The 25,917-nt window shown below is 66.2% G+C and carries 26 protein-coding genes; 17 read left to right on the top strand and 9 right to left on the bottom strand.

Annotated elements, in window-relative coordinates:
* Positions 1-22 precede the first annotated feature (22 nt).
* The 4 genes from CDOO_RS10430 (at position 23) to CDOO_RS10415 (ending at position 2,961) form a co-directional block, all read left to right on the top strand.
* A complete protein-coding gene (locus CDOO_RS10430) occupies positions 23-1,012 on the top strand; it encodes an alpha/beta fold hydrolase (RefSeq protein ID WP_018020626.1) in 990 nt (329 codons plus the stop codon).
* Between the two features lie 75 nt (positions 1,013-1,087).
* Positions 1,088-1,606 (top strand): hotdog fold domain-containing protein, encoded by a 519-nt coding sequence (locus CDOO_RS10425; RefSeq protein ID WP_018020627.1) that lies wholly within the window; start codon positions 1,088-1,090, stop codon positions 1,604-1,606.
* Between the two features lie 115 nt (positions 1,607-1,721).
* Positions 1,722-2,318: an ATP-dependent Clp protease proteolytic subunit gene (locus CDOO_RS10420; protein ID WP_018020628.1), complete on the top strand. Its 597-nt coding sequence runs from the start codon at positions 1,722-1,724 to the stop codon at positions 2,316-2,318.
* Between the two features lie 19 nt (positions 2,319-2,337).
* Positions 2,338-2,961 carry an ATP-dependent Clp protease proteolytic subunit gene (locus CDOO_RS10415; RefSeq protein ID WP_018020629.1) on the top strand — a complete coding sequence of 208 codons (624 nt, stop codon included), beginning with the start codon at positions 2,338-2,340 and terminating at the stop codon, positions 2,959-2,961.
* Positions 2,962-3,036: 75 nt separating this feature from the next.
* On the opposite strand, the gene pdxS is transcribed toward CDOO_RS10415, so the two are convergent.
* Positions 3,037-3,915, bottom strand: a complete 879-nt coding sequence (pdxS, locus tag CDOO_RS10410; RefSeq protein ID WP_018020630.1) for a pyridoxal 5'-phosphate synthase lyase subunit PdxS — start codon at positions 3,913-3,915, stop codon at positions 3,037-3,039.
* Positions 3,916-3,988: 73 nt separating this feature from the next.
* On the opposite strand from pdxS, the gene pdxR reads away from it, so the two are divergent.
* Positions 3,989-5,266: a MocR-like pyridoxine biosynthesis transcription factor PdxR gene (gene pdxR, locus CDOO_RS10405; RefSeq protein ID WP_018020631.1), complete on the top strand. Its 1,278-nt coding sequence runs from the start codon at positions 3,989-3,991 to the stop codon at positions 5,264-5,266.
* On the opposite strand, the gene CDOO_RS10400 is transcribed toward pdxR, so the two are convergent.
* Together CDOO_RS10400 and CDOO_RS10390 are read right to left on the bottom strand one after the other, a co-directional pair.
* Positions 5,219-7,714, bottom strand: a complete 2,496-nt coding sequence (locus tag CDOO_RS10400; RefSeq protein ID WP_018020632.1) for a helix-turn-helix transcriptional regulator — start codon at positions 7,712-7,714, stop codon at positions 5,219-5,221. The two genes, pdxR and CDOO_RS10400, sit on opposite strands and share 48 nt — an antisense overlap.
* Positions 7,715-7,719: 5 nt before the next feature.
* Positions 7,720-9,003 carry an MFS transporter gene (locus tag CDOO_RS10390; protein ID WP_026159174.1) on the bottom strand — a complete coding sequence of 428 codons (1,284 nt, stop codon included), beginning with the start codon at positions 9,001-9,003 and terminating at the stop codon, positions 7,720-7,722.
* Between the two features lie 574 nt (positions 9,004-9,577).
* Between CDOO_RS10390 and pcaH the strand changes: the two genes are divergently transcribed.
* From pcaH to CDOO_RS10365, 5 genes are read left to right on the top strand one after another with little or no spacing between them, the layout of a single operon-like run.
* On the top strand, positions 9,578-10,282 hold the full coding sequence (gene pcaH, locus CDOO_RS10385; RefSeq protein WP_018020634.1) for a protocatechuate 3,4-dioxygenase subunit beta: 705 nt from the start codon (positions 9,578-9,580) through the stop codon (positions 10,280-10,282).
* Positions 10,283-10,312: 30 nt separating this feature from the next.
* The gene (gene pcaG / locus CDOO_RS10380) at positions 10,313-10,948 is read left to right on the top strand and encodes a protocatechuate 3,4-dioxygenase subunit alpha (RefSeq protein ID WP_018020635.1); all 636 of its coding nucleotides are present in this window, start codon (positions 10,313-10,315) and stop codon (positions 10,946-10,948) included.
* A gap of 7 nt (positions 10,949-10,955) precedes the next feature.
* Positions 10,956-12,233 carry a lyase family protein gene (locus CDOO_RS10375; protein WP_018020636.1) on the top strand — a complete coding sequence of 426 codons (1,278 nt, stop codon included), beginning with the start codon at positions 10,956-10,958 and terminating at the stop codon, positions 12,231-12,233.
* The gene (gene pcaC, locus CDOO_RS10370; protein WP_020384503.1) at positions 12,230-12,619 is read left to right on the top strand and encodes a 4-carboxymuconolactone decarboxylase; all 390 of its coding nucleotides are present in this window, start codon (positions 12,230-12,232) and stop codon (positions 12,617-12,619) included. The genes CDOO_RS10375 and pcaC overlap by 4 nt, the downstream gene beginning before the upstream one ends.
* A gap of 12 nt (positions 12,620-12,631) precedes the next feature.
* Positions 12,632-13,822, top strand: a complete 1,191-nt coding sequence (locus tag CDOO_RS10365; RefSeq protein WP_018020638.1) for a 4-hydroxybenzoate 3-monooxygenase — start codon at positions 12,632-12,634, stop codon at positions 13,820-13,822.
* Positions 13,823-13,864: 42 nt separating this feature from the next.
* Here CDOO_RS10365 and CDOO_RS10360 read toward each other — a convergent pair whose 3' ends face one another.
* The 3 genes from CDOO_RS10360 to CDOO_RS10350 are packed head-to-tail and all read right to left on the bottom strand — an operon-like array spanning position 13,865 to position 16,664.
* Positions 13,865-14,635 carry an alpha/beta fold hydrolase gene (locus tag CDOO_RS10360; protein ID WP_018020639.1) on the bottom strand — a complete coding sequence of 257 codons (771 nt, stop codon included), beginning with the start codon at positions 14,633-14,635 and terminating at the stop codon, positions 13,865-13,867.
* Positions 14,636-15,859, bottom strand: coding sequence for an acetyl-CoA C-acetyltransferase (locus CDOO_RS10355; protein ID WP_173405511.1), 1,224 nt, complete (start codon positions 15,857-15,859; stop codon positions 14,636-14,638).
* 28 nt (positions 15,860-15,887) lie between these two features.
* Positions 15,888-16,664: an IclR family transcriptional regulator domain-containing protein gene (locus CDOO_RS10350; protein WP_018020641.1), complete on the bottom strand. Its 777-nt coding sequence runs from the start codon at positions 16,662-16,664 to the stop codon at positions 15,888-15,890.
* A gap of 104 nt (positions 16,665-16,768) precedes the next feature.
* Between CDOO_RS10350 and CDOO_RS10345 the strand changes: the two genes are divergently transcribed.
* The 4 genes from CDOO_RS10345 to CDOO_RS10330 all read left to right on the top strand — a co-directional run bounded on the left by CDOO_RS10345 (position 16,769) and on the right by CDOO_RS10330 (position 18,916).
* On the top strand, positions 16,769-17,521 hold the full coding sequence (locus tag CDOO_RS10345) for a CoA transferase subunit A (protein ID WP_018020642.1): 753 nt from the start codon (positions 16,769-16,771) through the stop codon (positions 17,519-17,521).
* A 3-nt stretch (positions 17,522-17,524) separates the two neighbouring features.
* The gene (locus tag CDOO_RS10340) at positions 17,525-18,172 is read left to right on the top strand and encodes a 3-oxoacid CoA-transferase subunit B (protein ID WP_018020643.1); all 648 of its coding nucleotides are present in this window, start codon (positions 17,525-17,527) and stop codon (positions 18,170-18,172) included.
* Positions 18,173-18,242: 70 nt separating this feature from the next.
* Positions 18,243-18,536: a muconolactone Delta-isomerase family protein gene (locus CDOO_RS10335; RefSeq protein ID WP_018020644.1), complete on the top strand. Its 294-nt coding sequence runs from the start codon at positions 18,243-18,245 to the stop codon at positions 18,534-18,536.
* The gene (locus CDOO_RS10330; RefSeq protein WP_018020645.1) at positions 18,533-18,916 is read left to right on the top strand and encodes an NUDIX hydrolase; all 384 of its coding nucleotides are present in this window, start codon (positions 18,533-18,535) and stop codon (positions 18,914-18,916) included. The genes CDOO_RS10335 and CDOO_RS10330 overlap by 4 nt, the downstream gene beginning before the upstream one ends.
* Here the strand turns inward: CDOO_RS10330 and CDOO_RS10325 are convergent.
* A complete protein-coding gene (locus tag CDOO_RS10325; protein ID WP_018020646.1) occupies positions 18,885-19,610 on the bottom strand; it encodes a hypothetical protein in 726 nt (241 codons plus the stop codon). The genes CDOO_RS10330 and CDOO_RS10325 overlap by 32 nt on opposite strands.
* Before the next feature lie 10 nt (positions 19,611-19,620).
* A complete protein-coding gene (locus CDOO_RS10320) occupies positions 19,621-20,928 on the bottom strand; it encodes an MFS transporter (protein WP_018020647.1) in 1,308 nt (435 codons plus the stop codon).
* Between the two features lie 351 nt (positions 20,929-21,279).
* Between CDOO_RS10320 and CDOO_RS10315 the strand changes: the two genes are divergently transcribed.
* From CDOO_RS10315 to clpX, 3 genes are all read left to right on the top strand, one after another.
* A complete protein-coding gene (locus CDOO_RS10315; RefSeq protein WP_018020648.1) occupies positions 21,280-22,428 on the top strand; it encodes a saccharopine dehydrogenase family protein in 1,149 nt (382 codons plus the stop codon).
* A 25-nt stretch (positions 22,429-22,453) separates the two neighbouring features.
* Positions 22,454-23,482 (top strand): ribonuclease HI, encoded by a 1,029-nt coding sequence (locus CDOO_RS10310; RefSeq protein WP_018020649.1) that lies wholly within the window; start codon positions 22,454-22,456, stop codon positions 23,480-23,482.
* Positions 23,483-23,605: 123 nt separating this feature from the next.
* Positions 23,606-24,904, top strand: a complete 1,299-nt coding sequence (gene clpX / locus CDOO_RS10305) for an ATP-dependent Clp protease ATP-binding subunit ClpX (RefSeq protein ID WP_026159175.1) — start codon at positions 23,606-23,608, stop codon at positions 24,902-24,904.
* Positions 24,905-24,967: 63 nt separating this feature from the next.
* Here clpX and CDOO_RS10300 read toward each other — a convergent pair whose 3' ends face one another.
* A complete protein-coding gene (locus tag CDOO_RS10300) occupies positions 24,968-25,672 on the bottom strand; it encodes a TetR/AcrR family transcriptional regulator (protein WP_018020651.1) in 705 nt (234 codons plus the stop codon).
* Positions 25,673-25,917 lie beyond the last annotated feature (245 nt).

Below are 25,917 nucleotides of genomic sequence, written 5' to 3'. Positions count from 1 at the left end.
GACCGTATTGTCGGGGGGAAACGTGAAGGCTGCCAGGTGGATCATCGTGGTGCTGGTGGTGCTGGCGCTCATCGGGGCGGGGCTCGGGTGGCTTTCCAGCGGTCCGCAGGTGGGCGAGTGGGAGGACAGCGAGGCCGAGCAGCGCTACGCGCGCGCCTACGAGGATCTTCTCGCGGAACTGCCTGAAGCGCCGGAACAGGGGGAGGTGGAGACCAGTCACGGAACCGTGCACTACCTGGGGTGGGATGGTGACGGAGTGGGCGAACCAGTGCTGCTGTTTCCGGGAAGATCTTCCGGAGCCGCGCAGTGGGTGGAAAATCTCCCGGCCTGGATAGGGGAGCGCGACATCATCGCCGTCGACCCGCTCGGCGATGCCGGATTCTCCGTGCAGACCGTGGCGTTCGAGGACACCGCCGACCAGGCCGGAGTGTACGTGGAACTGCTCGATGAACTGGGCATCGAGCGTGCCCACGTCGTCGGGCACAGCTTCGGCGGAGCGGTCGCGGCGACCTTCGCGAGCCTGAACCCCGACCGGGTCGCCAGCCTCGAGCTACTTGAGCCGGTCGTCGTCGCGGACTCGATGCCACTGTCGACGTACTTCTGGGCGACCGTGTCCTCCCTCCCCCTGCCGCAGTCGTGGCGCGACCGCGCACTGGCCGAGATCGGCGGGACCAGTCCGGAGGACGTGCGCGGAGACGGAGGGCTGATGGTCGAGCTCATCGACGCCGCCTCCACGGGATACGCGGCCGCGCTGCCCCTGCCGAAGGAGCTGACTGACGAGCAGTGGCAGGCGATCACCGCGCCGGTGCGGCTGGACCTCGGCGGCCAGCAGTCCCTGAGTGGGGCCGACGCCGCCGACCGGATCCGGGAGCTGCTCCCCGGCGCGCAGGTCACGGTATGGGAGAACGGCACCCACTCGCTGCCCATGGACGAGGCGGAGGAGTTCGGGCGACTGCTGCCGACGTTCTGGGCTCAGTCCGAGGCGGAACCGGCTGGCGGGGAGCGTCGATAGGCGGGGGGCGGCGGATCGGGCCCATTTTCCGCGTTCCGGGCCGCGCGGTCCACATCCTGGGTACGCTCCCTACCTATGGATACCGCAACCACCCGCCAGACCAACCCGCGCCCGAACGCCATCGCGAAGCTCTGGCAGAAGCACGCCGACACCGCCAGGGGCCGCGCGTTCTTCTCCGCAGCCTTCTCGCTCAAGGCCCCCTACTTCCGCACCGTGCTCCCGCGCTTCCAGGAGGCCGAGCCCGGCAAGGCCGTCGTGCGCATCGGCGACTGGTGGGGAGTGCGCAACCATATCGGCACCTACCATGTCATCGCCGCGCTTAACGGTGCGGAAGCCGCCATGGGCCTGCTCTGCGAGGTCTCGGTTCCGGACACGCACCGGTGGATCCCCCGGGGCATGCGCGCGGAGTACCCCACGAAGTCCACGGGCGGCCTGACCGTCACCGCCACCGCCGACTTCCCCAACTTCGATGAGCTCACCCCGGAGACCGGTGGGCAGCTGGTCACGGTCAAGGTGGACTACCTGGATGACGCCGGCAACGCCCCGGTCGTGGCCGAGATCGACGTCTGGGTGTCGGCCAAGAAGAAGCGGTAGGGAGGCGTCGATTAGCGGTGCGACGCTGATAGCGAACAGGGGAGCGAATCCCCGCGAGGCGCTAGTAGGATTGTGGCCATAGCCAGAACCGACAAACCTCAGGAGATTTAATTCGATGAGTGATCAGATCCAGATGACCGCGCCGGGTGGCATGAACCTGGGCGATTCCGTCTACGAGCGTCTGCTCCGCGAGCGCATCATCTTCCTCGGCCAGCAGGTCGACGACGAGATCGCCAACAAGCTGTGCGCGCAGATTCTGCTGCTCACCGCAGAGGATCCGACCCGCGACATCTCGCTCTACATCAACTCGCCCGGCGGCTCGGTCACCGCGGGCATGGCCATCTACGACACGATGCGTTACTCGCCGTGCGACATCGCCACCTACAGCATGGGCCTGTCTGCCTCGATGGGGCAGTTCCTGCTCTCCGGCGGCACCAAGGGCAAGCGTTTCGCGCTGCCGCACTCGCGCATCATGATGCACCAGCCCTCCGCGGGCATCGGTGGCAGCGCGGCCGACATCTCGATCCAGGCCGAGCAGTTCGCCGCCACCAAGCGGGAGATGGCCGAGCTCATCGCCGAGCACACCGGCCAGACCTTCGAGCAGATCACCAAGGACTCCGACCGCGACCGCTGGTTCACCGCCAAGGAAGCCAAGGAATACGGTCTCGTCGACCACGTCATCACCCACGCCCAGGGCGACATCAGCAACTAAGGGATAAAGGAGATTACCCATGAACAACGCACGCATGCCTGAATCCCGTTACGTTCTGCCCTCGTTCATCGAGCAGTCCTCGTACGGCACCAAGGAGACCAACCCGTACTCCAAGCTCTTCGAGGAGCGCATTATCTTCCTGGGCACCCAGGTCGACGACACCTCCGCGAACGACGTCATGGCGCAGCTGCTGGTGCTGGAGTCCCAGGACCCGGACCGCGACATCACCATGTACATCAACTCGCCCGGTGGCTCCTTCACCGCGCTCATGGCCATCTACGACACCATGCAGTACGTCCGCCCCGACGTCTCCACGGTGTGCCTCGGCCAGGCCGCCTCCGCCGCCGCAGTGATCCTCGCGGCCGGCGCCCCCGGCAAGCGCGCGCTGCTGCCGAACTCCCGCGTCCTCATCCACCAGCCCGCCACCCAGGGCACCCAGGGCCAGGTTTCTGACCTGGAGATCCAGGCCGCGGAGATCGAGCGCATGCGCCACCAGATGGAGACCACCCTGGCGCGCCACACCGGCCGGAGCGCGGAGCAGATCCGCGAGGATACCGACCGCGACAAGATCCTCACGGCCGAGCAGGCCGTCGAGTACGGCATCGTCGACCAGGTCTTCGACTACCGCAAGCTCAACGTGTAGTTTTTCGCTTGCCGACGCCCGTGGGCCCCGCCATTGTTTGGCGGGGCCCACGGTTTTTCTGTGGTCTGTCGGGCGTTACCAGCCGCGCTCGGCGAGGCGGTGCGGGGCGGGCAGGTCGTTGACGTTGATGCCCACCATCGCCTCTCCCAGGCCACGCGAAGCCTCGGCGATGGTTTTTGCGTCGTCGTAGTTCTGCACGGCCTTGACCACGGCGCGGGCGCGGGCCTCGGGGTTGCCGGACTTGAAGATGCCCGAGCCGACGAACACGCCGTCGGCGCCCAGCTGCATCATCATGGCGGCGTCGGCAGGCGTGGACACGCCGCCGGCGACGAAGAGGGGGACCGGCAGCCGGCCGTCGCGCGCTACTCGGACGACAAGGTCGTAGGGCGCGGCCATTTCCTTGGCGGCGACGAAGAGCTCGTCCTCGTTGAGCGCGCTGAGCCCGCGGATCTCCGCGGTGATGGCGCGGATGTGTTTGGTCGCCTCGGAGACGTCGCCGGTGCCGGCCTCGCCCTTGGAGCGGATCATGGCCGCGCCCTCGTTGATGCGGCGCAGTGCCTCGCCGAGGTTGGTGGCGCCACAGACGAACGGGACGGAGAAGGAACGTTTGTCGATGTGGTTGACGTAGTCGGCGGGGGAAAGCACCTCGGACTCGTCGACGCAGTCGATACCCAGTTCCTGCAGCACCTGCGCTTCGACGAAGTGGCCGATGCGCGCCTTGGCCATGACCGGGATGTTGACCTCGCTGATGATGGCGTCGATGAGGTCCGGGTCGGACATCCGAGCGACACCGCCCTCGGCGCGGATGTCGGCGGGTACACGCTCGAGGGCCATGACGGCGCTGGCACCGGAGTCCTCGGCGATTCGGGCCTGCTCGGGGGTCACCACGTCCATGATGACGCCGCCGTTGAGGGCAGCCATGGCGCTGATCTTGGTTTCGTTGTTGTCGGTCATGGGTGATCATTCAACTCGCCTTATTGGTCTACGATGAAGTCCACTTTCTGCCCAGAGATTTGGACCACCCGCCGTGAGTATTCCCAGCACGATCGCCGCCGAGCTGCGCCAGCGCGTCACCTCGGGCGTGCTGCAGCCGGGTGACCTCCTGGAGTCCAGCCGACTGGCCGCCGCCCAGCGCGGGGTGTCGCGCGGCTCGGTCGTCTCCGCCTACGAACAACTGGTCGGGGAGGGTTACCTCGTCGCCGACAACGGCGGGACCCGCGTCAACCCGCAACTGCCCGGCGCCACCACCACCCCGGTCGTGGCCACGCCCGCGAGCACCGGTTCCGACGCCCCGGCCCTGCTGCGCCCCGGCGTCCCCGACAGCCTCGGTCTGACCAGCACGACCTGGCGTTCCGCGTGGCGCCGTGCTGCCGCCGAGCCCCGCGCGTACCCCGCGCCGGGGAACCTGCGGCTGCGGCAGCAGATCGCCGAGCATCTGCGGACGACCAGGTCCGTCGTCGTCGACCCCTCGGCCGTGTTCATCACCTCCGGTGCGAGGGACGGGCTGCGACAACTGCTCGTGGCCGTGCCCGGGCGGATCGCGGTGGAGGACCCCGGTTATCCCATGCTGCACCGTGTGCCGCGGGCGATGGGTAGGGAGGTCGTCGATACGCGTGTCGATGCCCAAGGAATCCGTATCGATGACCTCGCGGCCGCCACGCCGTCCGTGGTGCTGGTGATGCCGAACCACCAGTATCCGACGGGCCGGCAGATGTCGGCGGCCCGGCGGTTTGAGCTGCTTGAGTGGGCCAGGTCGACCGGAGCGATTGTCGTGGAGGACGACTACGACTCCGAGCTGCGCCGCGCCCACCCTGCGCTCGTGGCGCTGGATCCGGGAGGGCAGGTGGCCATGCTGGGGTCCTTCGCCAAGACGCTGAGCCCGGCCATCGGTCTGGGGTACGTCATCGTTCCGGAGCGCATCCGCGATCAGGTGGCGGAGCTGGCCACCCCGGTGTCCGGGATCGTCCAGGACGCGATGAGCAACTTCCTTGCCGACGACGGAGTCAGGCGCCACACCGCCCGGATGCGACGGGACTATGACCGCCGCCGGCGGATCTTCGCGGAGGTGTTTCCCGAGGGGATGGCCATGGACGGTGGTCTGCACGCCGTCATCGAGGTGGCCGACGAAGCCAGCGCCGTCGCCCGCGCCCGGGCGGCAGGGTTCGGGGTTGACGGGTTGGGCAGTTACTGGTCGTCGACGACCCGCTCCGGTGTCGTCGTCGGGCTGGGTACGCACACCGACGAGAGACTGCGGGAGCTACTGCTGCGGCTCCGGGCGCTCATAGGCCAGCAAGGCCCCAGGTAGGTTCGTACGCGACTTGATGTGCAGCTTCCGGTAGACGTTGGTGAGGTGATACTCCACCGTCTTCGACGAGAGCATGAGCTCCTGGGCGATCTCCCGGTTGGTGGCTTTTGCTGCCGCGAGCTGGGCGATCTCAAATTCCTGGGGTGTTAGACCATCGGCCTTGACCAGGCGTCGCCCCATCCCGCCTATTCGGCGCTCGCGCTCGGTGATCTCCACCATGGCGGTGGCCGACATGGAATGGAACAGGGCGGAGGCTGCGATGAACTTGTCGTCCGCGCGTTTGCGCAGGCCCTGGCGGCGCAGGGCCTGCCCGTACTCCAGGAGAATTCGGGCTCGGTAGTAGGGGAGGGGGAGGTTGTCGAGAAGCCCGAGGGCCCGGTCAAAGCCGGCCAAGCCCTCCTTCACGTCACCACGGGCGATTTGGATGAGTGATTCCGGGACGGTGAGTTTGGCGATCACCGACTGAACCCCGTTCGGCGAGGCCTGTGCGCGAGACATCGCCTGCGAGACCAGCTCTTCGGCTCGGTCCAGTTCTCCCGCGCGCACGAGGTTGGTGGCGTGCAGGTCTTCCCACGGCCAGAATCCCGGCTGGCCAATGTCAGTGTGTGCGCTCAGTCCCTCGAGGGCCCGGCCCTGTTCGAGGGCCGCCGGGAGATTCGAAGAATAGGAGTGGAACCAGATCCGGCACATCGTCGCCGGGATGCGCTGGATGGCCAGGGCGTCGTTGTCCTGCGGAAGCTGTGTGAGGTAACTTCTGGCCAGCGAAAACTCACCGCGGGATACGGCAATCTGTGTGGCGGTCCACAGGAGAAGCGGGACGAGGTAGCGGAAGCCGAACTGCTCGGCGCGAGTGAGTCCAGCCTCCGCGGCACGGTAGGCAGCAGCTGTGTCCCCGAGGACGAGATGCGTTCTGGCGAGCCAGGCGTCCTGCCACGCGGAGAAGGCCTCGGATCCCAGTGCCGTGCGGCGGCGCTCCAGTCGTTCCCGGGCAGCGAGAGGATCATCCCTGGTCAGGTTAAGCCAGCCCTCTGCAAGATCCCGTCCCTGCAGGTGCAGCGCCGACGAGTCCCGGGAAGAATCCTCCGGCGGAGCGGATTCCTGCAGGGCAGCGTGAGCGACCCGTTCGACAAAGGCCACGTTGCCGAGGGGCACCCCGGCGCCGGTATGCGCCCTGTGCCTGGCGCTCCACTGGATCATGCCCCGAGGGTCCCAGTCGGCCAGAGCCAGCATGGCGTTTCGAGCCGCGATGACCGCGTCCTCCGGAGAGCTTTCACCGGCGGAGGTGAGCAGGGTCTGGGCCTGGGTGCGGTGGCCCTGGTAAAGCTCGAGAAGTCCGCGCACAGAGTCCAACCGGGACGACGGGTGGCGCACCCCCGACAGGTGGATCTTCGCCCGTGGTAGGTCACCGGAGGCGATCATCGCCTCGATGGCCCGGACCCGGAGCCAGTCTGAGTTCTCGTCTGAGGTGGTGGAGGCGGCGGCGTCGGCAAACGCGATGCCGGCTTCCTGCCAGCGACCCTCCGAGCTCAGTTGCTCGGCAAAACCGATCAGATCGTGCAACGGCTCCTGCGCATCTGGCCCGCAGCCCAGGAGGCGCTGGCGAAGCGCATCGAGTGGTCTGCCCTCGCGGTGGAAGTAGTCGGCGGAGAGCAGATGCAATTCCCGGACCACTGACACGGGCGCGTCACTCAGCACGACGGCGCGGTCGGTCGCCCTCTGAAAGACGACCGAGCGCTGCCCTGTCTGTGCATTACCTCGCAACAGGCCCAGGGAAATTGCCTTATCCAGGGTGTCCTGCGAGCCGGGAACAAGGAATTCGACCAGGCCCGGGGGAACGGGATCCCCGGCAACGGCCACCGCCCGCAGAACAGCAGTCAGGGAAGCGTCCGGGAGCCGGGTTTCCAGATCCTCGCGCCACCGTCGAGGGACCGGAACGGCGGGGTCGGGGACCCGCCAATGTTCCGGAGAGACCTCCGCGAGGACCTCAGCGACACGGTCGGGATTGCCGTCGGTGAGGCGGACAATGTGGAGGGCGATCGAGGCGTCGATACGCGCCCCAACCTGGGTCAATGCCAGCTCCTGTACCCCGGCGGCATCCAGTGGGGGCAGGACTATCCGGGCGGTGGCTGCGACGGGCAGAGAAACGGTGCTGAACAGGACCACCAGGGCCGGGCCGTGAAACGCGAGTCGCTCAACCGCTCCGGGATCGCGGAGGCGCTCGGCGTTCCAGATGACGAAGACGGAGTGTTTGTCCGGGTCCGGAAGTGTGTCCGACTGGGTGTCCCCGAGCAGGAAGACCTCGTTCAACTCGTACTCCACGCGCAGCTGATCGACGGCCTCGTGCACCGCGGCGATCCCGCATCGGGAGACATCGACGTAGATCAAGGCGCCCCCGCCGCGCCGGGAGGCACGGTGGAGGGCATCGTTCAGCGCGGTGGGGTACGTCATTGTTCCTAATGCCTGTTGAGAGTCTTCGATCCTGTGAAGACTAGGGCACCAATGAGTGCGACGACGGCGAAAGCGTAGAAACCCCAGGGGTAGGCAACACCGTAGGAGACCAGAACGCCACCGAGCAGCGGGCCCGAAATAGCCCCCAGGCGACCGATGCCGGCAGAGAATCCCAGAGCGGTCGCGCGGACCTTCGAGGGGTAGTTCTCCCCCACGAAACCGTAGATGAGCACCTGGGCGCTGAAGACGAAGACGCCCGTGAGGAATAGGACCACGTAGAGCGCGCCCACGGGCATCTTGATGGACAGCAGGCCGAGGAGGACGGCTGCCCCGAAGAACCAGAAGAGTGCCGTGGTCCGGGGGGAGATCCGGTCGGCGATGCGACCCGCGACGAGGAGTCCGATGACGGCGCCGAGGTTGAGGACGAGGAGGAACGACAGGGAGCTGCCCAGGTTGTATCCGGCTCCGCGCATGATCTGCGGGAGCCAGGTGTTGGTGCCGTACACCAGCAGCAGGCCCATGAACGACGTGACCCAGATGATGATGGTGTTGCGACGGAATGTGGGCTTGAACAGTGCGGAAACCGAGTTGGCGGATTCGACCTCGTCCTTGTGGGCCCGATCGATGTCGCTCTCCAGGGAGAGTCCGTAGTCTGCCGCGATCCTTTCAGCCCTGGCCGTGTCGCCCTTGGCGTGGAGGTACTGCGGGGATTCGGGTAGCCAGAGGAGCATGGCGGGGATAAGGAGAATCGCCGGGAGGGCGCCCGCGATAAACATGGCGTGCCAGCCCAGCGGCTGGATCAGGTACATGCCGAGCAGGGCGGTGGCCACGGCCCCGGTGTGGTAGCCCGTCATCAGGAGCGTTGAGGCGGACCCGCCCTTCTTGGCGCCCCTGAACTCGGTGACCAGGGAGATCGCAGTGGGCAGAGCCCCGCCCAGGCCTGCGCCGGCGAGGAATCGGAGCAGGCCGAAGACCATGACGTTCTCGGTGAACGCCAGGCCCAGGGTGAACAGGGAGAACAAGGCCACCGACCAGATGAGAATGCGGCGTCGCCCGAGACGGTCAGTCAGGGTGCCGATGGTCAGGGCGCCGACCATCATGCCGAACAGCCCGACCGTGCTGACGAAGGTGGCGTCGGCCGGGGAGAAGGACCAGCCCTCGTCCTCCAGCATGGAGGGGATGGTCACGCCCAGGACCACGAGGTCGAAACCGTCTAGCAGGATGGCGAACCAGCACAGGAGTGTCACGATCAGTGAGCTACGTGTTGCCGGAGAAGTCGAAGTACTCATGGGATTCAGGCACGGCCCTTCATAGGGTTGGGTCGGGAATGTGGGAGCGCCGTCACTTCGTGTCAGGCGCCGACCGGTGACCCAGCAAAATTTTGCATGAGAATATGAGCTGAGTTAATTCCGGATTACGGGAAAGAATAGGGCCTCTCCGGGCGCTTTCAAACAGGCGTGCCCTCCGGTTGCCGGATCCCTGGGTAAATTGGGGCGGCTGAGCAGGCACGGCCCGAAAAATTTGGGGCGGAAGATTCGTCCCGGAGGGCTGGAAAAGTCGGAGAATGGATAATCTGCAGTTAGAACCATGTTTTTCGGACCGGCGGTGAGGCTCATGATGTGCCGGTGCCCGGCTTCCCGGGGGTGGTGGTGCACCCCCTTTGGTTAGGGGGTCGTTTAGGTATGCCCTGTTCAAGACCTAGGGGGTGATCGGAATTGTGTTCGCCTGGTGAAATAGTGGACGATTTCTTTTTGGTGGCAAGACAAACGCCTATGGTGAGACGTAGAACACTGCCTCGCCGAAAGTGCGGGGCAGCTCGCAGCACGAGGGAACCTCGGCTTGGCTGATTGAGGAGCGTCGATCATGAGTGACAACTTGGGTAAGCGGCACAATGCCGACACCACGGGAGAATGGGCACCGCTGCGTTTTCCCCAGTACCGAACAACCATTCTCCGAAACCCCAACAACAAACTGATCATGATGCCGGAGCGTCTCGGCGAGCTCACGGGGCCCGTGTTCGGTGAGCGGGATCTCGGGGGCGTGGACAACAACCTGACCAAGGTCAACGACGGGGAAGCGGTGGGACAGCGCATCCTGGTGCACGGCCAGGTTCTCGGATTCAACAAGAGGCCCGTTCCCAACACGCTGGTGGAGATCTGGCAGGCCAACGCCGCCGGACGTTACCGCCACAAAAACGACTCCTGGCCGGCACCGCTGGATCCGTACTTCAACGGTGTCGGCCGCGTGCTCACGGACAACAACGGTTACTACAGCTTCCTGACAGTCCTCCCGGGTGCCTACCCCTGGGGCAACCACCACAACGCCTGGCGGCCCGCGCACATCCACTTCTCCCTGTTCGGACGCCAGTTCACCGAGCGCCTGGTGACGCAGATGTACTTCCCCGGTGACCCGATGTTCTTCCAGGACCCGATCTTCAATGCCGTGCCTGAATCCACCCGTGACCGGATGATCTCCACTTTCGACTACGACGCGACCGAACCCAACCATCACATGGCCTACAAGTTCGACATCGTCCTTCGTGGCGACGACTCAACACCATTCGAATAGACCAGCTACGACAGCCACGAAGGACACCTCATGAGGATCGACTCAGACCACAACAACGAGTACCGCTACCCCGTCTCCGACAAGGAGGATCAGTCGGAGGTGGAGTTCGGCATCACCCCGTCACAGACGGTCGGCCCCTACGTCCACATCGGCCTGGTCAATCCCGGCGCAGAGATCATCGCCCACGAGGGTGAGACCAGTTCGGATCAGGTCGAGGTCACCGTCGTCGTTCGCGACGGAGGGAACCACCCGATCTCGGACGCGATGGTGGAGATCTGGCAGGCGGGCGACGAGGGCACCTACAACTCACCACTCGACCCACGCGTCGGCGACGCTGCCACGGACAAGGGCTTCCGGGGACTGGGTCGCGGGTTCGCTGACCGCGACGGCGCGGTGACCTTCACCACCATCGTGCCCGCGGAGGTGATGGACGAGGCGCCGCACCTCAAGGTGGGGATTTTCGCCCGCGGCATGCTCGAGCGGCTGTACACCCGCATGTATTTCCCGGAGAACGCCGACGCCAACGAGGCCGATCCCGTCTACCAGCTTGTCGACGAACCTCGTCGCCACCTGCTCGTCGCGGAGGCAACGGATGGGGGCTACCGCTTCGACGTTCAGGTGCAGTCGGAAGACCCGGAAGCCGAAACTCCGTTCTTCAGGGTGTAATGGCCCTATGACCTACTCCCGCAACACCTACTCCGACCTCGCCGCCGGATCACCGTCCGCCCTGGGGCCACTGAGCGACGAATTTTTCCTCCGCTCCATCGTCCGGTTCGAGGACGCCCTGGCGCGGGCAGCGGCCGAGACCGGCGCGATTGATGCCGCCCATACGGGTGAGCTCAGCCGGCTTTTCGGCGACTACGGGGACAACCACCTGGATGTCGAAGAGATTTCCCGGGCGTCGGCAGCCGGCGCCAATCCCGCCATCCCGATTGTGAAACAGTTGAAGGCGCGGGCGAAGGAGTCGGGGATCGATGCCCGCGGCATCCACCTCGGTGCCACCAGCCAGGACGCCGTCGACACCGCGCTAGTCCTCTGCCTGCGCACGTACGGCGCCGAGCTACGGGAGGATGCGGGAGAACTGACGGCGGTACTGGTGAACCTCGCCCGCCAGCACCGCGACACCCCGATGATCGCCAGAACCCTCGGCCAGCAGGCGACTCCGACCACCTTCGGTCTCATCGCCGCGGGCTGGGCGAACGCGATCAACGCCGCGGCCGAACGCCTGGCGGCGGAGATCCTCGGTCTTCCGGTCCAGTACGCCGGTGCGAGCGGGACGATGGCGGCGGCCGGAAGCCGTGGACTTCAGCTTCACGACGCCCTTGCCGCCGAGCTCGGTCTGCGGAGCAACCCGGTGGTGTGGCACACCGACCGGGCCCCGCTGGTCCGCCTGGCCGCAGCACTCGCGAAACTCGCGGGCCAGTGCCGGAAGGTGGCCGAGGATGTCATCTTCCTCTCCGCTACTGAGGTGGGGGAACTGCAGGAAGCGAGCCCGGGGGGTTCGTCGGCCATGCCGCACAAGGCAAACCCCGCCGCGGCTGTTGCCGCCGCCGGATATGCGCGGCGTGCGCCCGGGTATGCGGCGACGATGTTCGCCTCGATGGATGTCCAGTTGCAGCGCGGAATCGGGTCCTGGCATGCGGAATGGCAGACGATCCGCGATCTGGCGGCGGTGACCGCCTCCGCCGTCGCGCGCCTGCACGCGAGCCTCGACGGCATCAAGGTCAACACCGGCGCCATGCGCACCAACCTGGCAGCCACCAACGGTGCAATCCTGGCAGATTCGCTGCCCGCGAGTGTCAGTGGTGACGAGATCGCGGCAGCCCTGGCCGAGGGCCGGTTTGACGTGCTGCTCCGCGACCACGGCGTCGACCCCGATCCCGCGGTGCACACGGGCCGTGCGGGCGAACTCACCGACCGACTACTGGAGACCATGAGGAGCACAGAATGAGCAATTACGACATGGGCCGCGCAGCGGCCTACGACACCGGAATGAAGAACCGCCGAGCGGTGCTGGGGGACGCCCACGTCGATGCGGCCGTCGAGAAGCAGACCGAGGTGACGGAGAAGTTTCAGGACTTCATCACCCGCACGGCCTGGGGCGATGTCTGGGAGCGGGACGGGCTGGACCACACGCAGCGTCGACTGCTCACCATCGCCATTCTCACCGCGGTCGGAAACGACGGGGAGCTGGACATGCACATCCGGGCTGCACTCCGTGCCGGAGTCGACGCCGACACGATCGGCGAGGTGCTGCTGCACACCGCCGTCTACGCGGGGGTACCCAACTCCAACCACGGATTCAAGCTGCTCGACGCCGCCGTGAACGGCCAGTAGAGAAGTCCTCCCATGACCCACACTTCCGTGGCCATCATCGGTGCCGGACCAGCCGGCCTCACCCTCGCCCATCTTCTCCACCGGCAGGGGGTCGAGTCCGTCGTCTTCGAATCCCGCTCGCGGCGAGAGGTGGAGGAGACGGTGCGCGCGGGCGTGCTTGAGCAGGGAACCATGAGGCTCATGCGTGAGACAGGGATCGGTGAGCGCATGGACCGGGAGGCGGACATCGACGACGCGATCGACATCTCCATCAACGGCAGGCGCACCCGCATCGACCTTCTCGGTCTCACCGGCCACCACATGGCGGTCTACCCGCAGCACGAGTACCTCAGGGACTTCATCGCGCAGCGGATCGAAGACGGCGGAGAGCTGCTGTTTGACACCACCGTTGACGAGGTGACGGGTTATGACGGTGATGAGGTCACCATCACCTACACGGCGGAAAACGGCATGCAGGAGACGATCACCGCCGACTACATCGTCGCCGGTGACGGTTCGAGTTCCCCGCACCGTGCCCCGATCCTGGAACTCGAGGGTTCCGAGCGCACGAAGTTCGAGTACCCCTATGCGTGGTTCGGGATCCTGGTTAACGCGCCGCAGACCCAGAAGGAACTCATCTACGCGACCCACCCCGAAGGTTTTGCGCTGATCTCCACCCGCTCCCGGTCCGTCCAACGCTACTACCTGCAGTGCAACCCGAACGACCAGGTGGAGGACTGGTCTGACGAGCGGATCTGGGGGCAGCTCCACGCGCGTGTCGACGGCGAAGGCCTCACCGTTTCCGAGGGCGAAATCTTTGACAGGTCAGTTCTGCGCTTCCGCTCCGCGGTGACCGACCCGATGCAGCGTGGCCGCCTCTTCCTTGCCGGCGACGCCGCACACACCGTTCCGCCCACCGGCGCGAAGGGCCTCAACCTCGCGGTCGCGGACGTGTCGGTTCTCGCGCCGGGCCTGGTCCGTGCGATCAAGACGGGAAACGACGACCTACTGCGGAACTACTCGGCGCTTGCGGTCCCGCGTGTGTGGCGGGCACAGCACTTCTCCTACTGGATGAGCGCCATGCTGCATTCCGTTCCGGAACAGGGCCACTTCCAGCACCGGCGCCGACTCGCTGAACTCGAGGCGATGCTCGCCACCGAGGCCGGCCGCAGGTACCAGGCGCAGCAGTACGTCGGGTTCGATCTCCCCACGTTCGACCTGTAGAGCAGCCCGCAGAAATAGTTGCTGAACGGTCCCGGACGCGAGCTACGCGCGGAAGAAGTCCCGCAGCGCCTCGCTGACCTGGTCTGCCGCCTCGATCGTCGGGACGTGCGCGCCGGGAGAGACCACCACGGAGGTCACCTCGCCACCTACGCCGTCGGCAATCGTCTGGAGCGCCGCGGGCGGGGTGGACTGATCCTCCTCCCCGGCAATCGTCAGGACGGGAACGGTGATCTCGCCGAGGCGGTCGCGGAAGTCCCAGCCGGCCAGGGCGTCGGCGCAGGATGCGTAACCGACGCCGCGGGTGGAGAGGATCATGTCCCGGTACCAGTCAGCGGTGGCCGGGCGGGATTCTCTGAAGGACTCGGTGACCCAGAGTGACATCACCCCGTCGAGCATCGGGGCCATGCCCTCGGCCCGGGTGAGCTCCGAGCGTGGACGCCATTTCTCCTCGCCGCCGAAGTACGGGGCCGTGCAGAGGAAGGCCGCCCGACCGACCCGGCCGGACGTCGCGGTCAGGTACTGGGCAAGCGCTCCACCGAGGGACAGGCCGACCACGTCGAAGCCCGGCACGCCGAGGGCATCGAGAGTCTCCAGGATGTCGGTGCACAGGTCGTCGATAGTTGTGGCGAAAGGCTCCACGTCAGGATCCGTTGATTTGCCGTGGCCTCGGTGATCCAGCGCGATGACGTGGCGGTGTGCGGACAGCGCGTCGAGCTGTGGAAGCCACATCGCGGTGGTGGACACGATGGATCCCAGGAACACAATCGGGTTGCCGGGGTTTCCGGCCCCGTAGGAGACGTGGTGCAGGATCAACTAGCTCTCCCTCTCGATGACGGCTGCGAGGCCCTGGCCTCCACCGATGCACATGGTCACCAGCGCGAGCCGCTTGCCGGAGCGGGCCAATTCGTGGGACGCGGTGACCAGCATGCGGGCGCCGGTCGCGCCGACCGGGTGACCCATCGAGATGCCCGAACCCACCGGGTTGAGCCGCTCGTCGGCGGCAGAGATGCCCCATTCGTCGAGGCAGGCGAGCGCCTGGGCAGCGAAGGCTTCGTTGAGCTCGATGAGGTCGATGTCGTCGAAGGTCAGCCCGAGGCGGTCAAAGAGCTTCGCTGTGGCGCTCACGGGGCCGATTCCCATGGTTTCGGGCGCGACTCCGGCGACGGCCCAGCCCCGGAACGTCGCGGCGGGCGTGAGGCCGAGTTCCGCGGCCTTGGCACGCGTGGTCACGATCATGGCCGCGGCGCCGTCGTTCTGGCCGGAGGCGTTTCCTGCGGTGACGGTTGCGTCGTCCCCGAACTGCGCGGTCATGAGGGGACGAAGCTTCGCCAGCTTCTCGACGGTCGTTTCCCGGCGCGGATGCTCGTCGCGGTCAACGATGATCGGGTCGCCTTTGCGCTGAGGCACCGGTACGGACACGATCTCGGCATCGAACAGGCCGCTGTCCTGGGCGGCGACCGCGCGCATGTGAGAGTTATACGCCATGTCGTCCTGCGCTTCGCGGGTGACGGAGTGCTCGGCGCGGACGTTCTCGGCGGTCTCGATCATGCCGCCCGGGATCGGGTGGTCCTTGCCGCCGGCGGTCTCACGGGCCTCGGCGAGACGGTCACGGAAAGTGAGGTTGCCGCCCCTGGTGCCCCAGCGCACGTCGGCGTCCACTGTGTATTCGGTGCGTGACATGGACTCGGCGCCGCCGGCGATGATGAGCTCGGCGGCGCCGGACTGGATGTGGGCGGCGGCGGTGGCGACGGCCTGCAGCCCGGAGCCGCAGCGGCGGTCGAGCTGCATGCCGGGCACGGAATCGCCCAGGCCGGCGTCGAGTGCGACGACACGGCCGAGCGCGGGGGCGGCACCGTTCGGGGAGGCCTGCCCGAGGATGAGGTCGTCGATCTGGGCGGGGTCGATGCCCGTGCGGGAGACGACCTCGCGCACGACAATCGCGGCAAGTTCCTGGACGGGGACGTCCTTCAGCGCCCCGCCGTAGCGCCCGACCGGCGTGCGCAGGGGAGAGCAGAGGACGATGTCGTGGTTACTCATGTCGTTCATGTGGATCAGGGCCTTTCGGTCAGAGGAGTCTCGTGGACGCGTAGTCGTCGGAGATGATCTGGGCGGTGTCGAGAATTGCGGGGAGGTAGCGGGAGTGCAGCTCGTCGAGGCTGTGGACCGCGGTCTGGGTGGAGATGTTGATGGCGGCGACGGGGTCGCCGGAGGGGGAGTACACTGGGGCGGCCACCGAGCGAAGCCCCGGTTCAAGCTCCTGGTCGACAATGCACCAGCCCTGCTGGCTGACGGTTTCGAGTTCGTCGAAAAGCCGGTGCCTGTCCACGATGGTGGCCGGGGTCAGCGCCACGAGCTCGGTCGTGGACAGGTAGTCGCGTCGTTGTTCCGGACTGAGGCCCGCGAGCATGACCCTGCCCATCGAGGTTGCGTGCGCCGGGAACCTGGTTCCGATGGTGATCGAGACGGTCATGATCCGGCGGACCGGAACGCGGTTGACGTAGACGATCTCCCGGCCGTCCATGACTGACATGGAGGAGGAGTCGTCGACGACCCGGGACAGTTGTTCCAGCCTCGGCTGGGCTATCGACGGCAGAGTCAGCCCGGACATGTAGCTGTAACCGAGCTCGAGTACCCGGGGGGTGAGCCAGAAGTCTGATCCGTCGGTGGCGGCGTATCCGGTGGCGACGAGCGTGTGGAGGAATCGTCGTGCCGTCGCCCGGGCGAGGCCGGTGTGTTCGGCGACCTGGGCGAGCGTCTGCCGTGGCGCCGTGGCGCTGAATGACCTGATGACCGCCAGTCCTCTGATCAGAGACTGGACGGTGGTGGTGTCGTCTCCTGGCATGGTGGGCCTCCTCGCGGTTTCGCAGTGATGGGTTCGACCCTACGCCACCAAGTTCGCTTTGTGAACCCTTGTGCGTTGAGTGAACGGCTGCTAGCGTAGCCATCATGTTGGACAAGACCATTGACTCAATCGACGTAGCCGTCGCCGACATCTCTGACGGTGCCTCCGTAGCCGTCGGCGGGTTCGGGCTGGTCGGCATTCCCGCGGGCCTCATCGAGGCTCTCCGACGGCAAGGGGCGACCGACCTGACCGTGATCTCCAACAACCTCGGCACGGACGGCTTCGGCCTCGGTCTCCTGCTGCAGGACGGACGGATCTCCCGTTCCATCGGCTCCTACATCGGATCCAACCGGGAGTACGCCCGCCAATACCTCTCCGGGGAGCTCACGGTGGAGTTCACCCCGCAGGGGACACTGGCGGAGCGACTCCGCGCGGGCGGCAACGGCATCCCGGCCTTCTACACCAAGGCAGGGGTGGGAACCCAGCTTGCCGACGGCGGCCTGCCCTCCCGGTACAACACCGACGGAACCGTTGCGGAAGTTTCCCCGCCCAAGGAGACCCGCGAGTTCGGCGGGGAGCTGTTCGTTCTCGAGGAGGGGATCCGCGCTGATTTTGCGCTGGTTCACGCGCATAAGGCAGACCGGTACGGCAACCTGGTCTTCCGCAAGACCGCCCGGAACTTCAACCCGGACGCGGCGATGAGCGGCCGAGTCACCATCGCCCAGGTCGAGCAACTGGTCGACGAGATCGAGGGCGACGAGGTCCATCTTCCCGGGATCTTCGTCGACCGTGTGGTCGTCGTCGGTCCGCAGGAGACAGGCGTCGAGAAGCGCACCCTGACCGAGAAGGAGGGCTAGGTAATGACCTGGTCAAAGCAGCAGATGGCCGAGCGTGTCGCCCGGGAGCTGGAGAACGGGCAGTACGTCAACCTCGGCATCGGGATGCCGACGCTCATCCCGGGTTACCTGCCCGAGGATCTTGAGGTGGTCCTGCACTCCGAGAACGGCATCCTCGGCATCGGGCGTTACCCGACGGAGGGCGAGCTCGACCCTGAGCTGATCAACGCGGGGAAAGAGACGATCACCGAGGCCCACGGATCGTCCTTCTTCTCGTCGTCCGACTCCTTCGGCATGATCCGCTCCCGCGCCATCGACGTCGCCGTCCTCGGTGCCATGGAGGTGTCCCAGTTCGGCGATCTGGCCAACTGGATGATTCCCGGGAAGATGGTCAAGGGTATGGGCGGCGCGATGGACCTGGTCCACGGTGCGCAGAAGGTCATCCTCATGATGGACCACACCACCAAGGACGGGAGCTCGAAAGTCCTTGAGGTGTGCAAGCTCCCGCTCACCGGAGCAAAGTGTGTGGACCTCGTCGTCACCAACTATGCCGTCTTCGCCGTGGATCCCCTGCAGGGACTGACGCTGATCGAGGTAGCCGAGGGTGAAACCGTAGACTCCGTCCGCGAGGTCACCCAGGCGCCCTTCGAGGTCGCAGAGGGCGTCGAGTAGCTCTTTCCTGCTGGAGCACGCGACCGGAGGGCGCTAGGGTGGTGGCTTCATCCGTGAACCAAGGAGCCTCATGCTGTTTCTCGCCCGAATGGACGCCGCCCTGCCCCCGGATCTGGACCCGGAGGTGAAGGCGGATTACCTGGCCAGGGAGAAGGCCTACTGTGTCGAGCTGCAGGAACGCGGCGTCATGAAGGCCATCTGGCGGGTGGTCGGGGAGAACGCGAACTACTCCATCTTTGATCTGGACGACCACGACGAACTCCACCGCACCCTCCAGGGCCTGCCCCTGTACGCGTTCCTCAAGGTCACGGTCACGCCGCTGGCCAAGCACCCCGACGCCGTCGACTACTACCTCAAGGGATGAGCATCTCCGTAGCGGCAGTCGTGCTGCGTGACGAGGTCGGCCGAGTTCTCACCGTGCGCAAACGCGGCACCGAACTCTTCATGTTCCCCGGCGGCAAACCCGAACCGGGGGAGACGATGCCCATGGCCGCCGTCCGCGAGGTGCGTGAAGAACTCGGCATTGACCTGGGCATCGACTCGCTTACCATGCTGGGCACCTTCACGTCCGCGGCGGCGAACGAACCCGGCGAAACCGTGGAGGCAACGGTGTTCACCCACCCGTCCATGCTTATCGACGGCCCCTCAGCCGAAATCGAAGAAATCCGCTGGGTGTTGCCCAACGGATCTGCGGCGGGCCTCGCCCCGCTCCTCAGGGATGAGGTGTTTCCGGCGCTGGGTTAGCTGCGTCGTCTATCCACTCCCGGTGGGATTGAAACCGCCACAGTGCATGGTCAACGTGAGTGGGGTTGAGATCAAGTTCCTGAGAAACTTCCTCGACGAGTGCCGAGGCCTCGAGCGGTGAGACCGGCCGGCCGACCGCGTCCGTGACGAACCTGACGATCATCCGGTCGGCTTTCACGCCGGGCAGGCCCACGAGCATGAGGAAGTAGTTCCACGACAGCCCGCTTCGCTGACCAGGTATCTTCTTCCATGCCTTGACGAAGTCCGCGGATACACGGCTCTCCCGAGACTTAAACCGCACCCGGATGTCCTCGGCTGTTTCCAGACCATGGTCCGCGAGGAGCGCAGCCGCTTGGCGCACCGCCTCCGCTTTATGCGGGGCGCCGGGTGCACTGGACGTCCGCCAATGGTTGTTGGTGATCTCGATGAAAGCGTCGACACCGCCCCATCGGTCGAAGGCCTCCCGGAGGTCGGTTGCTGTGGCGCTCCAATTCTCACCAGACTCCTGACGACGGGCATCGCAATATCGTTCCACCACCTTCACGACACCGCCGTACCTCACACCGATCGAGTAAATCGAGTCAATGATCGCGAGGGCCACCGAGTTATAGCCGTCTGGACGGAACCAGACGGTCTCATCGGCACCGACGGTCGATTCAATGCGCGCGCGGAGGGCAGCGTTATCACCGGTCATCGTCGTGATTCTAGCCCCGAATGTCCGCCTCCACCCCGCCCCGGCGAAGGAAAAACACCGTGGCGGCGACGAGCACCATGATCACGGCCGCGCCGTTGTACAGCGCGGAGGGTGTCCAGCCGGCGTCGACAAGATAACCCACCAGCACCGGGCCGAGGATGGCGCCGATGCGGGAGATTCCCAGCGCCGTGCCCATGCCCGTGGCGCGCAGGCGGAACGGGTAGGAGGCCGGCGTGATGGTGTACATGCCGGTAACGCAGCCGTTGAGAAGCATGCCCACGGCGATGCCGGTGGCGAACATCAGGCCCGGGATCGCGGTGGAGGAGATGAACACCACGAGCACGACCGCGGACAGCAGCGCAAAGCCGATGAGCACCGTGCGGGCGCGGACCCGGGTGGTGAACACACCGAAGATCAGCGAGCCGATGGTGCCACCGAAGGAGAGCATGATGCCGCCGAGCACACCCTGCTGGGCGGTGAGGCCTTCGGCGGTGAGCAGGCGCGGGGTCCACTGGTTGGCGTAGTTGAAGGCGAACGTGACCAGCGCGAAGGCGAGCCAGAGCAGCAGCGTCGTGCGGAGGAACTGCGGGGTGAGCACCTCGGCGACGCGGACCTTGTCTGCGGTGTCACGCGCGGAAACGGTGACGGTCTCGTCCGCGGTGGTCTTGCCCAGTCGACGCGCCAGGGCCTGAACCTTCTCGTCCTCACCACGCGCGGCCAGGGCCTCCGGGGTTTCGGGGACCAGGACGATGGTCACCACCAGGGCCACGATGCTGAGGATCGCGCCGGAGGTGAACACGGCGTGCCAGCCGTGCTCGGGAATGAGGTTGGCGGCGAGGATGCCGCAGAGGGTGGCGCCGAGCCCGTAGCCGGAGGCGTAGATGCTCATGGCCAGGCCGCGGAAGCGAAGGTTGGAGAACTCGGAGGTCAGCACGGTGACGCAGGCGAGGATGCCACCGATGCCGATGCCGGTGATCACCCGCCAGATGAGCAGTTCGGCGTAGGTGCCGGACAGGGCGGTCAGCGCGAGGCCGACGATGTTGATCACCAGGGAGACCACGATGAGGCGCTTGCGCCCGAAGCGGTCCGCCAGCGGGGCGAGGACGAAGGCACCGACGCCCACGCCGATGAGCGCGGAGGACAGCAGCCAGCCGAGCTGCGCGCCGGAGAGGCCGAACTCCTCGACCACCGCGTTGGAGGAGAACGCCATGGCGACGAGGTCGTAACCGTCGAGGGCGTTGATGAAGGCGGCGATCAGGATGATGAACCACTGGTACCCGGACATGCGGGTGGAGTCGATGAGTTGACGGATATCCACTTAAGGAGACTTTCGTTCAAAGAGGAAAGCTGCAGCAGACGCGCCGGGGCTCCGGGGTAGCAGGGGGCAGCAGAGAGTAGGGTGGCGACTCAGTCGGCTGGTGAGGGCTCTCTGTGCGTTATGAGGTCGGGATTGAACATAGCGCACCGTGGCCGGAACGCCCGCGAATTTAATTCACGTTGGACACGGCGTCGACACGCGAGACGGTCCCGATGGCCGCAACCGTCACCGCGGGGTGGCACAGTGTCGACGGCGAATTGCCAGGACGAGGCGAGAGAAGGCTTCGCGCTTGAGCAGGGCGATCCTGGAGGAACCCTCCTGCCCTTAAATTCAGCCGTACGATCGGCGCACATGAGCAACGCACCATCACGCGAGAACGATCTGGTCATCTTCGGCGCCACGAGCTTCGTGGGCAAACTCATTGCGAAGTACGTGGCGCTCAACGCCACCGACGACACTCGGGTCGCCCTGGCCGGGCGCAACGAGGACAAACTCCGCGGCGTGCGCGCCTCCCTTCCCGGCACGACTTCCGGGTGGAGCATCATCACTGCCGACGCGGACGACGCCGACGACATGCGCGCGCTCGCCGAGTCCGCCGCGGTGATCATCTCCACGGTCGGCCCCTACAACGCCTACGGCCGAAAACTCGTGGGTGCCTGCGCCGAAGCTGGCACGCACTACCTCGACCTGGCCGGCGAGGTGCTGTTCGTGCGCGACTCCATCATCGACAACGATGAGACTGCCCGGGCGTCCGGGGCGCGGATCATCCACTCCTGCGGATTTGATTCCGTCCCCAGCGACCTGGCCCTCTACCGGCTCTGGCAGAAGCAGGACGGAAAGCTCGGCGACGTCGAGATGGTCTTGTCCAACCTCGTCGGCGGCATGTCCGGCGGCACGATCGCGTCCGCGCTGGACAACTTCGACAGCATGGACAAACTCGATCGCGAACAGCGCAAAGCAGCGGAGTCGCCCTACGCCCTCTCGCCGGGATACTCCTCGGACAAGGACATGAAGGCCCCCGGGGTGAAGAAGGGGCTCGCGCCGTTCTTCATGGCGCAGTACAACACCCGCCTGATCCGCCGCACCGCCCAGGTGCTGGACTACGGCCGCGACTTCACCTACTCCGAGTACCAGCGCGTCGGTGGGCCGGTGAAGACCGCGGTGTTCACGGCCGGGCTCGCTGCCGGCGCGGCCCTGCTGGGTTCGAAGGCGGGCAGGAACGTGGCGGGTCGTTTCCTGCCGAAGCCGGGGGAGGGGCCGTCGAGTAGCGATCGTGAAAAGGGTCGGTTCACCCTCGACACCCGCGAACACGAGCACGTGCACATCGAGCTCGAGCTGGACCCGGGTTACGAGGGCACCGCGCTGATGATCTCCGAGGCGGCCTTGACGCTGCTGGACGGCGAGGGGCTGCCGGAGCGCGCCGGGGTGCTCACGCCGGCATCCGCTCTCGGCGACGCGTACATTGATCGGCTGCGCGAAGCGGGAATGATCATCAGCTGAGCACGATGCTGTTTACTGGGTAGCCATGGAGTCCCTATCGCTGTCGGACCTGACGGGCAGACAATCACGCACCTACGCCGTGCGCGAACCGACGTCCGAGCAGGTCGGCCGGCGCATCCACGTGGCCATCGCGCGGTGGGAGAAACCCTGGCGCGGCGGCGGCCCCGTCGAACTCAACGGCTGGATCATCGTGGCCCGGGACAAACCCGGCCGCCAGATCGTGCGCGACAACTCCACCACCGAGGCCGACCCGGATCCCGCGATTCTCACTGAGCTTCACGACGTCCTGGCGGAATTCAACGTCTCCGCCGAGGAATCGTGGGTGGTCACCGGCCGGCGCCGCGTCACCCTGCTCAACCTCCTGGAGCGCAGCGGCTTCGACGTAACGGGCTCGTTCGTCGAGCAGAACCGGGCGACCAAGAAGGCCTCCGCGCTCATGCAGAGGAAGAAGTCCGCCCTGATGAAGGGCACCCGGCGACGTGCGCCTAAGGAGAGCGAACGCCCCGCGCTGTGGCTGCCCAACAGTGCCCGAACCCAGGGCAGGGGCGGCGCGGTGACCGTCTCCTGCGACGCCTCCTCTGACACCCGCTCGATCGGGAGCACGTGTTTTGTGGCCGACAACGGTGACTACCAGCTGCGCACCCGACGCACGCCCGTGTCCGTGGACGAGCTGGAGCTGGACGCCATCTCCCACGCCCTGAAGTACTCGCTGCGCATCGGCGCGACCTCCGTGGTGGTGGAGTCCGACTCCATGGCGGCGCTCGAGGCGGTGGAGCACGTGCGCCGCTCCGGTGCGCGCGGCAGGCGGTTCCGGGGAGTGAGCGCCGGCAGCCTGACCCGATTCGACCAGGCGCACCGGGAAGCCCGCAAGGCGCACCCGGTGGAGATCCGGCGGGTGCTCGGCCACTCGGGGGACCCGCTCAACCAGGCCGCCGACCAGATCGCCTACCTGGGACTGCGTGCCAGCGTGCACCCGCGCGACGCCGCGGAGGCACCCCTGCACAAGGGAATCAACCAGGCCCTGAAGAAGGCCCGCGCCGCGCTGCAGAAGTGACGCTCTGCGGTTGTTCATCCACAGCCGCCGTGTCCGCGCCGCCGCTGACTTGACCCGTTCACTAGAGTGAGGGATCAAACCTGACTCACCAGTCGTCTATGAAAAAGCGAGACCCACACTTTTATGGCACGTATGCAAGAAAGCGCCGATCTGCTCAAGTGCTCCTTCTGTGGGAAGAGCCAGAAGCAGGTGAAGAAGCTCATCGCCGGCGGCGGTGTCTACATCTGCGACGAGTGCATCGAGCTGTGCAACGAGATCATCGAGGAAGAACTCGGACAGGCGGAGGGGGAGACCCGCTCGCCCCGCGACGCGAAGCTGCCCCGCCCGTCGGAGATCTCCACGTTCCTTGACCAGTACGTCATCGGCCAGGACGCCGCCAAGCGCACCCTGGCCGTGGCGGTCTACAACCACTACAAGCGTGTCCGCGCGGAGAAGGCGCCGGGATCCGACGCGCCCAAGAAGCGCCGCAAGGGAGTGGAGGACGAGGTGGAGATCGCCAAGTCCAACATCCTGCTCCTCGGGCCCACGGGCTCCGGCAAGACCTACCTCGCGCAGACCCTCGCCCGCATGCTTGACGTCCCCTTCGCCATCGCCGACGCCACCAGCCTCACCGAGGCCGGTTACGTGGGCGAGGACGTGGAGAACATCCTGCTCAAGCTCCTGCAGGCGGCCGACTACGACGTGGAGCGCGCCCAGCGCGGCATCATCTACGTCGACGAGGTGGACAAGATCTCCCGCAAGTCCGACAACCCGTCCATCACCCGCGACGTCTCCGGCGAGGGCGTGCAGCAGGCGCTGCTGAAGATCCTCGAGGGCACCGTCGCCTCGATCCCGCCGCAGGGCGGGCGCAAGCACCCCAACCAGGAATTCATCCAGCTGGACACCTCCAACGTGCTCTTCATCGTCGCGGGCGCCTTTGCTGGGCTGGAGAAGGTCGTGGCCGAGCGTGTCGGACGAAAAGGGCTGGGCTTCGGCGCGGAGATCGAATCCGCCAAAGACCGCGAGGCGCAGAACCTCTTCAGCCAGGTGCTGCCCGAGGACCTGGTGAAGTTCGGCCTCATCCCCGAATTCATCGGCCGCCTGCCCATCGTGGCCACCGTGGAGAACCTCGACCGGGAATCGCTCGTCCGCGTGCTCACGGAGCCGAAGAACTCCCTGGTCAAGCAGTACGAGCGCCTCTTCGACATGGACGGCGCTCAGCTGTCCTTCGACAAGGACGCCCTCGACGTCATCGCGGAGAAGGCCCTGGCCCGCGGAACCGGAGCCCGTGGACTGCGCGCCATCATGGAGGAGCTGCTTGTGCCGGTCATGTACGACCTGCCCGATCAGGACAACATCGCCGAGGTCGTCGTCACCGCCGCATCGGTCAGGGGCGAGGCGGAGCCGAAGCTGGTCGAGCGCGAGGACGAGAAGTCGGCTTAGTGCGGACAAGCGTGCTGATGCGACGCCGCGGGGTGGTTGACCGGGGCGTCGACAAGCGTGCCCCTACTCGTCGAGAAATAGACCGCCGCGGAGTGAGGACCCCTCGCTGTAGAGGGCATCGGCGGGTTCCGCGCTGTCCTCGCTGGCCGCCTGTCGGGTGAGGTAGCTGGGCTGGCCCGAGCTAGGGATGTTGGACGTGAGAAACGCCAGCACCGTGTCCACCAGCAGGTGGTGCAGGCCCTCGGTGTTCTGCTCGTCGTGCAGGTCAACGCCGAAGAGCTTCCGGGTCAGGGAGTGGCCGATCTCGCGGTTGAAGATGATGGAGGTCATCAGCGTGTAGACGTCGAAGGAGGAGATGCCCGGGCGGAAGGCGCCGGAGTCCTGGCCCAGCAGCAGGAGCCGGTCCAGGTGGAAGGTCATGGTGGAGCCGTCGCGGAGCGAGACAAACTCCTCCGGGGTCGTCTCATTGATGACGTTCTCCAGCACCAGCAGCTTGATCGCGTCGGGGTTGCCGGTGAACTGCCGGTACAGGACATCAAGTAGCTTGCGCACCCCCTCGACGGGCACGCCCGAATCGAGCTGGAGCTCCTCCTCCGGGGGATGCATCAGCTGGATCGCGCGGAGCACCGACTGCACGTAGAGGCCACGTTTGTCACCGAAGTGGTAGTGGATCATGCGCTTGGACATCCCGGAATCCCGTGCGATGGCGTCCAGGCGGGCATCCGCGAATCCGCAGCGGGCGAACTCGGAGATCGCCACATCGATCACGGTGGCAGGGGAAACGGAGGTGGGCGTATCGACGCTGTTGTGAGGTGATTGTGCAGAGCCAGGCCGTTCCATGTACTTCACCCCGTTCGGTGCTTCGAGTCCTCGTCCGCCCGGACCCGCGGACCGCAGGCGGGAGGGCTGTTACCGCCTTTATCGTGCACGATTCCGGCGCTTCAGGATAGTACCGGGGCCGCGCGCTGCCCCCGGGTACCCGTTTTCTGGCGCAAAAGTCTGCGATGGCGGGG

The organism is Corynebacterium doosanense CAU 212 = DSM 45436, from assembly GCF_000767055.1.
Classification (GTDB): Bacteria; Actinomycetota; Actinomycetes; order Mycobacteriales; family Mycobacteriaceae; genus Corynebacterium; species Corynebacterium doosanense.
This window is presented reverse-complemented; position numbering and strand designations above follow the sequence as displayed.

Bases quoted from the DNA above. Each gene is read 5' to 3' on its own strand.
- CDOO_RS10425 (WP_018020627.1), top strand. From the start codon at position 1,088: ATGGATACCGCAACCACCCGCCAGACCAACCCGCGCCCGAACGCCATC.
- CDOO_RS10420 (WP_018020628.1), top strand. From the start codon at position 1,722: ATGAGTGATCAGATCCAGATGACCGCGCCGGGTGGCATGAACCTGGGC.
- CDOO_RS10415 (WP_018020629.1), top strand. From the start codon at position 2,338: ATGAACAACGCACGCATGCCTGAATCCCGTTACGTTCTGCCCTCGTTC.
- pdxS (WP_018020630.1), bottom strand. From the start codon at position 3,915: ATGACCGACAACAACGAAACCAAGATCAGCGCCATGGCTGCCCTCAAC.
- CDOO_RS10400 (WP_018020632.1), bottom strand. From the start codon at position 7,714: ATGACGTACCCCACCGCGCTGAACGATGCCCTCCACCGTGCCTCCCGG.
- CDOO_RS10390 (WP_026159174.1), bottom strand. From the start codon at position 9,003: ATGAGTACTTCGACTTCTCCGGCAACACGTAGCTCACTGATCGTGACA.
- pcaH (WP_018020634.1), top strand. From the start codon at position 9,578: ATGAGTGACAACTTGGGTAAGCGGCACAATGCCGACACCACGGGAGAA.
- pcaG (WP_018020635.1), top strand. From the start codon at position 10,313: ATGAGGATCGACTCAGACCACAACAACGAGTACCGCTACCCCGTCTCC.
- CDOO_RS10375 (WP_018020636.1), top strand. From the start codon at position 10,956: ATGACCTACTCCCGCAACACCTACTCCGACCTCGCCGCCGGATCACCG.
- pcaC (WP_020384503.1), top strand. From the start codon at position 12,230: ATGAGCAATTACGACATGGGCCGCGCAGCGGCCTACGACACCGGAATG.
- CDOO_RS10365 (WP_018020638.1), top strand. From the start codon at position 12,632: ATGACCCACACTTCCGTGGCCATCATCGGTGCCGGACCAGCCGGCCTC.
- CDOO_RS10355 (WP_173405511.1), bottom strand. From the start codon at position 15,859: ATGAGTAACCACGACATCGTCCTCTGCTCTCCCCTGCGCACGCCGGTC.
- CDOO_RS10350 (WP_018020641.1), bottom strand. From the start codon at position 16,664: ATGCCAGGAGACGACACCACCACCGTCCAGTCTCTGATCAGAGGACTG.
- CDOO_RS10345 (WP_018020642.1), top strand. From the start codon at position 16,769: ATGTTGGACAAGACCATTGACTCAATCGACGTAGCCGTCGCCGACATC.
- CDOO_RS10340 (WP_018020643.1), top strand. From the start codon at position 17,525: ATGACCTGGTCAAAGCAGCAGATGGCCGAGCGTGTCGCCCGGGAGCTG.
- CDOO_RS10335 (WP_018020644.1), top strand. From the start codon at position 18,243: ATGCTGTTTCTCGCCCGAATGGACGCCGCCCTGCCCCCGGATCTGGAC.
- CDOO_RS10330 (WP_018020645.1), top strand. From the start codon at position 18,533: ATGAGCATCTCCGTAGCGGCAGTCGTGCTGCGTGACGAGGTCGGCCGA.
- CDOO_RS10325 (WP_018020646.1), bottom strand. From the start codon at position 19,610: ATGACCGGTGATAACGCTGCCCTCCGCGCGCGCATTGAATCGACCGTC.
- CDOO_RS10315 (WP_018020648.1), top strand. From the start codon at position 21,280: ATGAGCAACGCACCATCACGCGAGAACGATCTGGTCATCTTCGGCGCC.
- CDOO_RS10310 (WP_018020649.1), top strand. From the start codon at position 22,454: ATGGAGTCCCTATCGCTGTCGGACCTGACGGGCAGACAATCACGCACC.
- clpX (WP_026159175.1), top strand. From the start codon at position 23,606: ATGGCACGTATGCAAGAAAGCGCCGATCTGCTCAAGTGCTCCTTCTGT.